The sequence below is a fragment of the Bradyrhizobium genosp. SA-3 genome (assembly GCF_004212635.1).
GTDB lineage: Bacteria > Pseudomonadota > Alphaproteobacteria > Rhizobiales > Xanthobacteraceae > Bradyrhizobium.
Genome location: NZ_PSRT01000246.1, coordinates 1 through 6,182, shown reverse-complemented (window position 1 = coordinate 6,182; position 6,182 = coordinate 1). Strand labels below are relative to the sequence as shown.

The window sequence follows — 6,182 nt, the reverse complement described above, 5'->3', positions numbered from 1 at the left end:
GCCGCGCGCCAAGCCGCAAGTGGCCGCAACGCTCCAGCTCGCCTCGGCCGATGCGCAGATCGTGGCGCCGCCCAAGCCGAAGCCCGCGCCCGTGGCTGACAAGCCGGCCGCCGGCAAGCCCGAGACACCGGCCGACATCATCAATGCCCGCGGCTTCTGGGATGATATCCCGGCTGCGCCACAGCAGGCGACGCCGGCGCAGGTCGCCGCGTTGAAGGCGCGCCAGGCGCTCGCCGCCGCCACCGATCCGCAAGCCACCGCGAGCGTCTCCAGCGTGGCCTATCAGGCGCTGGCCTTTGCGCCGGCATCCGCCTCGCCGGTCGATCGCGCCAACGTCGTCGCCGCCTCCGCGCCGATCCCGCGCTCCGCCCGTCCCGCTTCCGCGACGCGCAGCCTCGCTCAGGCGACGGAGATCAACACGGTGGTCGGCAAGAGCATCGACGGCAGGATCGCCACCGCGACCCGGCTCTCCGCGGCCAAAGGCGACAGCATCTGGCTCAAAATCGTGATGCTGTCACCGAGCGCCAGCCGTGCGATGTCGGTGACGCTGATGGGCGAGCTCGATACGGCGGCGCTGCGCCGCTTTTTCGTCAAGCCGCAGGCTGTGATCGCGATGGGTTTTGTCGAGGACCCGATGCAGGGCCTGTCCTGCGACAGCTTCTCGGGCAGCGCGACCGCAAAGCTCCAGACGACATCCTTCGTCATGCGTACCGCCGCGCTGCGCTGAGAGCCGCGGCCCGGCAAAGCTCTCCCCTGCCCCGTTCTTCCTCGCGCGCATCGATCATGCGGGCAGGCCGGCCCTGACGAGGCCGGATTCGTGACGCTCGCGATCGATCTCGCGCTTGTAGTGCAGGGTTGCAAGATAGGTTGCCACTGAGAACCCGGGTTCGCGCTTCAGGACCTCCGCGGCGTGAGCGCCAGCCGCCACGGCGTTGTTCATCTGCGCGAATATCGCCGCAAGGAACGCGTGATGGGTATAGTCGGGCCGCGTGATCCTTGAAAACGCCTCGGCGGCCTCGGCGTATTTCTCCGCGCAATAATACGCGCGACCGAGATGGCTCCAAAATCGCTCGGGATGATGAGGGTTGAGACGCATCGCTTTCCTGATCCAGTCGATGCCCTCCTCAGGCAAGCCCAGCCAGGTCAGGAGCTCTCCCTGCTGCACGACGATCAGATCGTAGTTCGGGTTGAGGGCCAGCGCACGCTCCTGATGATAGGTGGCCTTTTCATAGTCGTGGCGCGTCAGATTGAGCGCGGCGAGGATCCGGTGCACGTCCGCATCGTTGTCGTCGAGCGCCAATGCGATCTCGAGTTCAGAAGCCACCTGCTCGAAGGTCGCGTCGCGGTCAGCGCACCAGCCATAGATCCAGCACTGGCCGAGCACACACGCCTTCCAGGCGTGAGCGTGGGCGTAATTCGGATCCATTGTCAGCGCCCGATTGAGCAGGGTCTGCGCCTGCGCGTTGTCCTCGCGTGTTGAACGGTGATGCAGGAGCTTTGCAGCCAGCACGCATTCGTAGGCCCGCATGTTCTCGGTCGGCTTCCGCTTGGTGCGGTCATGCGCTGCCGCTTCCACGCGACCAGGCAACGTCGCGACGATTGCGCGGGTCATCTCGTCCTGGATGGCGAAAATATCCTCGAGCTCGCGATCGTAACGTTCGGCCCAGATATGGCGGTCGGTTTCCGCGTCGATCAGCTGCACGGTGACGCGGACGCGCCCCCCGGCCTTCCGCACGCTGCCCTCGATGACATAGTCGACGCCGAACTCACGGCCGATGTCCTGGACCTTTACGGCCTTGCCCTTGTAGACGAAGGTTGAGTTTCGGGAGATGACGAGCAAGTCGTGGAAGCGCGAGAGCTCGGTGATGATGTCTTCCGTGAGACCGTCGGCGAAGAACTCCTGTTCCGGATCGCCGCTCATGTTGGCGAACGGCAGCACGGCGATGGACGGCTTCTTTGAGACAACCGGTGACGCAACAGCCTTGGTCGCGTCGGGCAGGCTTGCAGGCCCCTCCGCCAGCCGAATGCGGAAGACGCGGATCGGGCGCGTGATGTTCTTGACGCTCTGCTCGCCGAGATCGTCGAATTGAAGTCCGTCGAGCCGGTCGCCAACCTGATCGCGCACCGCGCCTGAAACGCAGATCCCTCCAGGCTCGGCGAGCGTCTCCAGTCGCGCCGCGACGTTGACCCCGTCACCGAAAATGTCGTCTTGATCGACGATGACATCGCCGAGATTGATGCCGATGCGGAATTGTATCCATCGCGGCGGCGGGACGTCGGCATTGCGCCGCGCCATGCGGCGCTGAACCTCGGCGGCACACAGCACGGCATCGACGACGCTGTGGAATTCGGCGAGCATGCCGTCGCCCGTCGTCTTGATGATGATGCCGCGATTTTTGGCAATGGCCGGATCAATGAGTTCGACCCGGTGGGTCTTGAGGCGCGCAAGGGTACCCGCCTCGTCGACTTCCATGAGCCGGCTAAAGCCGACCATGTCGGCGGCGAGGACCGCGGCAAGCCTGCGCTCTGGTCCCGGCACATCCATCGCTCGGTCCCTTCACCGAGCACTCTAGCAGATGAAGGGACTTCGCCCAAGCTTGGTGCGCTGCAACGCCTACCGGGCAAGACGCCTCAGAGCATTCCCAGCGCCTGCATGTAGGTCTCGAGAATGGTCTCGGCCTCGGCGCGCTCGTTGGGGTCCTGCTTGCGCAGGCGCACGATGGTGCGCAGCGCCTTGACGTCGTAGCCGTTGCCCTTGCTCTCCGCGTAGACGTCGCGGATGTCGTCGGAGATCGCCTTCTTCTCTTCCTCCAGCCGCTCGATGCGCTCGATGATGGATTTGAGCTGGTCCTTGGCAAATTTCGTCGCGGGCTCGTCGTCGCGGACGGCGGCGGAGGTGGCCATCTTGGTACTCCCAATGGAACTGGCAAAACGAGGTGACGCCGGCATCCTCACCGCGCGTGCTGGGTAGACCCTTAGGGTTGGCGCCCTCCGCGTTCAAGGCAGCATCGCGCTCGTCCACAGCGCGCCCACACCTTCCTGCGGCTGCTTGAAGAAAGCTGTTGTGTGGCGCGACTCAGCAGGCCGCAGGCGGCCGTTCAGTGCCCGTGGGGATGGACCTTCTTCATCGCCTCGAGCTGCTCGGGCGTGGCCGAACCCTGGTATTTCGACTTCCAGGTCTCGTAGGGCATGCCGTAGACGGCTTCACGGCTCTCGTCCTTGCTTAAGGCGACGCCTTGGGCGTCGGCGGCGTCCTTGAGCCAGTTGGAAAGGCAGTTGCGGCAGAAGCCGGCCAGATTCATCAGGTCGATATTCTGGACGTCCGTCCGCATCCTCAAATGATCGACCAGGCGCCGGAAAGCGGCCGCCTCGAGCTCCGTTCTGGTTTTGTCGTCGATTGCCATAGCTGGATTCCTTAAGGCCTGCCTCGGTGGCGGTCACCCTTACGGGATCAGGTGGGTCCTGTCACAGATTTTGCCATATCACGGCGCAAACGGGCCGAAACCCCTGCCTTGGGGCAGTTCCCGGCCCTACGCCAAATCGTCAATGATCTGATATAGCTTTTCGCGACTATGATCGCCGAATCTCCCCGCTCCCCCCTTCGCATGCTCGCCCGGTTGGTCCCGGTGCTGGCGGTCGCGCTGCTGTGCCTCTGGACCAGCCCGGCGTCCGCCGATTTCCGCCTTTGCAACAACACGTCGAGCCGGGTCGGGATTGCGCTGGGCTACAAGGACGCCGAGGGCTGGACCACCGAGGGCTGGTGGAACATCTCGTCCCGCTCCTGCGAGACGCTGCTGCGGGGAACGTTGGTCGCCCGTTACTATTACATCTACGCCATCGACTACGACCGTGGCGGTGAATGGTCTGGGCAGGCCTTCATGTGCTCGCGCGACAAGGAGTTCACCATCCGCGGCACCGAGGATTGCTTGGCGCGCGGCTATGACCGCACCGGCTATTTCGAGGTCGATACCGGCGAGCAGCGGGCCTGGACGGTCCAGCTCACCGACGCCAACGAACAGCCGGCGCAGCAGCGCGTGCCCGGCCTGCCCGGCCCGGTTGGCCCGGGCGGGGTTCCGGGTTTGCCCAATAGCCCGCCCGGTGGTACGCCCCCCGCGCCTGGCCTCCCGCCAGGCGCTGCCCCGCCCCCGTCTGGAAGTAAGCCATGAGGCGCCTTCGCCGTATCAAGATTCTCGCGACCCTGGGACCCGCCTCTTCAGATCTCGCGATGATCCGCCGCCTGTTCGAGGCTGGCGCCGACCTGTTCCGCATCAACATGAGCCACACCCCGCACGACAAGATGCGGGAGCTGGTGGCGACGATCCGTAATGTTGAAAGCAGCTATGGCCGGCCGATCGGCATTCTGGTCGACCTGCAGGGCCCGAAGCTCAGGCTCGGCGCCTTCACTGACGGCGCGGTCCAGCTCCAGAACGGCCAGACCTTCACCCTCGATTCCGACAAGGCGCCGGGCGATGCCACGCGCGTCCACCTGCCACATCCGGAGATCCTGGCCGCACTCCGGCCCGGCCACGCGTTGCTGCTCGACGACGGCAAGGTGCGGCTGATCGCGGAGGAGACCTCGAAGGAGCACGCGGTGACGCGTGTCGTGGTCGGCGGCAAGATGAGCGATCGCAAGGGCGTCAGCCTGCCCGACACCGACCTGCCGGTCTCGGCCATGACGCCGAAGGACCGCGCCGACCTCGAGGCGGCGCTCGTCACCGGCGTCGACTGGATCGCGCTGTCCTTCGTGCAGCGCGCCGACGACGTGCTCGAAGCCAAGAAGATGATCCGCGGCCGCGCCGCCGTCATGGCCAAGATCGAGAAGCCGCAGGCGATCGACCGCCTCGCCGACATCATCGAGGCCTCCGATGCGCTGATGGTGGCGCGCGGTGATCTCGGCGTCGAGCTGCCGCTGGAGCGGGTGCCGAGCCTGCAGAAGCAGATGACGCGGATGGCGCGCCGCGCCGGCAAGCCGGTGGTGATCGCGACCCAGATGCTGGAATCGATGATCCAGTCGCCGGTGCCGACCCGCGCCGAAGTCTCCGACGTCGCCACCGCCGTCTATGAGGGCGCCGACGCCATCATGCTGTCGGCGGAATCGGCGGCTGGCAAATTCCCGGTCGAGGCGGTCTCGACCATGAACCGCATCGGCGAGGAGGTCGAGCGCGACCCGACCTATCGCTCGGTGATCATGGCGCAGCGCCCTGCGCCGGAATCCACCGCGGGCGATGCCATCGCCGACGCCGCGCGCCAGATCGCCGAGACGCTCGACCTGCCCGCCTTGATCTGCTGGACCAGCTCGGGCTCGACCGCCGTGCGGGTCGCGCGTGAGCGGCCGAAGCCGCCGATCGTGGCGATCACGCCGAACATCTCGGCCGGCCGCCGCCTCGCCGTCGTCTGGGGCGTGCATTGCGTTGTGGCCGAGGATGCGCGCGACCAGGACGACATGGTCGGCCGCGCCGGCCAGATCGCGTTCCGGGACGGCTTCGTCCGGGCCGGCCAGCGCGTCATCATCGTCGCCGGCGTTCCGCTCGGCATCCCCGGCACCACCAATATGGTGCGCATCGCCTCGGTCGGCCCCGAGGGCGACGCCCATATCTGATTTCCGGCCGCTCAAACAAAAACTGCGAAAACAACCCCATGCACAGTAGAAGGCGCATTCGGCCCCTGTGCTGCGGTTTTTCGAAAAACCCTGTGCGACCAACGACCTGAGCGCAATCAGGCCGCCACCTCGATCGGGTGCCCGATTTTACGCCCCCACCAGCGCCTTCGTGGTTGGTAGCAGCGTCTGCTGCACCACCAGCCCCCTGGCGCGGGCGTCCATGACGCCGACGGCGCGCAGCGCCAGCAGCGTCACGGTCTGCACCGCGTCGCGCATCTTGACGGGATCTTCGAGATTGTCGGGCGCGAGCGGCCCGACCAGGGCCTCATGCAGCGCGCCGAGCAGCGCGGTGGCGGCGAGCGCGGTATCCTGGGCCGGCAGATGGCCGGCGCGCACGGCGGCATCGATCCGGGACGCGATCTCGCCCGCGATCTCGCGCCGGCTGGCAAGACGCGAGGCGCTGACATCGACATCGACGGGCTCGGCCAGGATGCCCCAGGCCAGCCTGCGCTGCGACAGCGTATGGACCGCCACGGTGGTGACCGCGGCCGCCAGCGCCGAGGACGGCCCCGGCGCGGCGTCG

The 6,182-nt window shown here is 66.5% G+C and carries 5 protein-coding genes and 2 pseudogenes; 3 read left to right on the top strand and 4 right to left on the bottom strand.

Going from position 1 to position 6,182, the window contains the following annotated elements; all coding sequences use genetic code 11:
- Positions 1 to 727: pseudogene (locus tag CWO91_RS41095) on the top strand (DUF882 domain-containing protein); the annotation flags it as partial.
- 54 nt (positions 728 to 781) lie between these two features.
- Here CWO91_RS41095 and CWO91_RS41090 read toward each other — a convergent pair.
- From CWO91_RS41090 to CWO91_RS41080, 3 genes are all read right to left on the bottom strand, one after another.
- Positions 782 to 2,545: an adenylate/guanylate cyclase domain-containing protein gene (locus CWO91_RS41090; RefSeq protein WP_130221009.1), complete on the bottom strand. Its 1,764-nt coding sequence runs from the start codon at positions 2,543 to 2,545 to the stop codon at positions 782 to 784.
- A gap of 86 nt (positions 2,546 to 2,631) precedes the next feature.
- A complete protein-coding gene (locus CWO91_RS41085; RefSeq protein WP_018641571.1) occupies positions 2,632 to 2,904 on the bottom strand; it encodes a DUF2312 domain-containing protein in 273 nt (90 codons plus the stop codon).
- A 194-nt stretch (positions 2,905 to 3,098) separates the two neighbouring features.
- On the bottom strand, positions 3,099 to 3,404 hold the full coding sequence (locus CWO91_RS41080; protein WP_130221008.1) for a DUF1244 domain-containing protein: 306 nt from the start codon (positions 3,402 to 3,404) through the stop codon (positions 3,099 to 3,101).
- A gap of 168 nt (positions 3,405 to 3,572) precedes the next feature.
- On the opposite strand from CWO91_RS41080, the gene CWO91_RS41075 reads away from it, so the two are divergent.
- Both CWO91_RS41075 and pyk read left to right on the top strand, forming a co-directional pair.
- The gene (locus tag CWO91_RS41075; protein ID WP_130221007.1) at positions 3,573 to 4,166 is read left to right on the top strand and encodes a DUF1036 domain-containing protein; all 594 of its coding nucleotides are present in this window, start codon (positions 3,573 to 3,575) and stop codon (positions 4,164 to 4,166) included.
- A complete protein-coding gene (gene pyk, locus CWO91_RS41070) occupies positions 4,163 to 5,599 on the top strand; it encodes a pyruvate kinase (protein WP_091888192.1) in 1,437 nt (478 codons plus the stop codon). Before CWO91_RS41075 ends, pyk begins: the two co-directional genes overlap by 4 nt.
- Before the next feature lie 147 nt (positions 5,600 to 5,746).
- On the opposite strand, the pseudogene CWO91_RS41065 reads toward pyk, so the two are convergent.
- Positions 5,747 to 6,182, bottom strand: a pseudogene (locus CWO91_RS41065) (TetR/AcrR family transcriptional regulator); the annotation flags it as partial.

Coding starts and splice junctions, on each gene's coding strand:
- CWO91_RS41075 (WP_130221007.1), top strand. CDS start 3,573: ATGATCGCCGAATCTCCCCGCTCCCCCCTTCGCATGCTCGCCCGGTTG.
- CWO91_RS41080 (WP_130221008.1), bottom strand. CDS start 3,404: ATGGCAATCGACGACAAAACCAGAACGGAGCTCGAGGCGGCCGCTTTC.
- pyk (WP_091888192.1), top strand. CDS start 4,163: ATGAGGCGCCTTCGCCGTATCAAGATTCTCGCGACCCTGGGACCCGCC.
- CWO91_RS41090 (WP_130221009.1), bottom strand. CDS start 2,545: ATGGATGTGCCGGGACCAGAGCGCAGGCTTGCCGCGGTCCTCGCCGCC.
- CWO91_RS41085 (WP_018641571.1), bottom strand. CDS start 2,904: ATGGCCACCTCCGCCGCCGTCCGCGACGACGAGCCCGCGACGAAATTT.